The sequence below is a fragment of the Candidatus Protofrankia californiensis genome, assembly GCF_900634765.1.
Classification (GTDB): Bacteria; Actinomycetota; Actinomycetes; order Frankiales; family Frankiaceae; genus Protofrankia; species Protofrankia californiensis.
On sequence record NZ_CAAAFT010000389.1, the window covers coordinates 1 to 558 of the forward strand.

The 558-nt window shown below is 74.0% G+C and carries 1 pseudogene; it reads right to left on the reverse strand.

Annotated features, from left to right (window positions below):
* Nucleotides 1–219: 219 nt before the first annotated feature.
* A pseudogene (locus DD1DGNOD_RS19890) lies at nucleotides 220–558 on the reverse strand (hypothetical protein); the annotation flags it as partial.

Consider the following 558-nt stretch of genomic DNA (forward strand, 5'->3'; position numbering starts at 1 on the left):
GGAGGCGCGCCTCGACCGCGACGAAGACCCGTGAACCGGCCAGCGCGGTCGCCACCGCCCGTTCGTCCCGGCTCGCGAGGGCGGCCCGCAACACCTCATCGGCACCGCCGCGATCACCCTGGCCGGATGGGGTCAGCAACTCCCGCTTCACCGCTCGACCTTACGCATCCTCATGCGTCCTCCGTATACGTCCCCCGGCGCCTATCTGCCGGCGGCCGATCAGCCGGGCCCGGCCTCCACGGCCGCGGCGAGCTCACCGAACGCGGCCCGGGTACGCCTGCGCAGACCGGACCAGGTGAACGGCCGGCCGTCGGCCAGCATGGGATCGAACGGGACGACGACGACGATGCTGTGAGCGCGCTCGGCGAGCCGCGCCAGACGGCGGCGCGCGCGGCCGGACCACCGCGTCGGGACGGTCTCCACCACGGCGATCGCCACCGAATCGGCCAGGTCACCCCGGCCGCTGTCGGCAAGTGCAGCCAGCGCGTCGTCCACGGCCGACAACGTCACGACACCGGCTCGGGCAGCCACCACGAGGGTGTCGGCCCGAGCCAGCAG